The following is a 459-nucleotide window of genomic DNA, read 5'->3' on the forward strand; positions in this document are numbered from 1 at the left end:
CTTCAAAAAAATGTTGAAACTGCTAGTTGCTTTCATTTTGATAGTTATATTAAACTAGAGACTATCATTTTGCAAGTAACTTTTAAAAACACGACATCCGACACTTGTTCAGAGGAAGCGACATGAGCAACATCACATCTACAGGCATCACCGCACTGCGCACGACACGCCTGACGGCGCTGGCGGCGGGAATCTTCCTGGCGGGCTGCGCCAGCGGCCCGGATTACCAGGCGCCGGCGGTGACGACCGGCGCCTTCCACAACGCGTCGTTGCTGGAGCAACGCACGACAACCGCAGCATCGATGCCGCAACTCGAACAGTGGTGGACCGGCTTCAACGATCCGGTATTGAGCAGCATCGTGCAGCGCGCGATGCAACAGAACCTCGATCTGGCCGCCTCGCTGGCACGGGTGGAGCAGGCGCAAGCAGCGGTGCGCCACGCCGGCGCCCAGCGGCTGC

1 pseudogene is annotated in these 459 nt (G+C 58.2%); it reads left to right on the forward strand.

From position 1 onward, the window contains the following. Positions 1 to 122: 122 nt before the first annotated feature. Positions 123 to 459, forward strand: a pseudogene (locus tag HLUSI_RS29550) (TolC family protein); the annotation flags it as partial.

This window comes from Herbaspirillum lusitanum P6-12 (assembly GCF_000256565.1).
GTDB lineage: Bacteria > Pseudomonadota > Gammaproteobacteria > Burkholderiales > Burkholderiaceae_D > Herbaspirillum > Herbaspirillum lusitanum.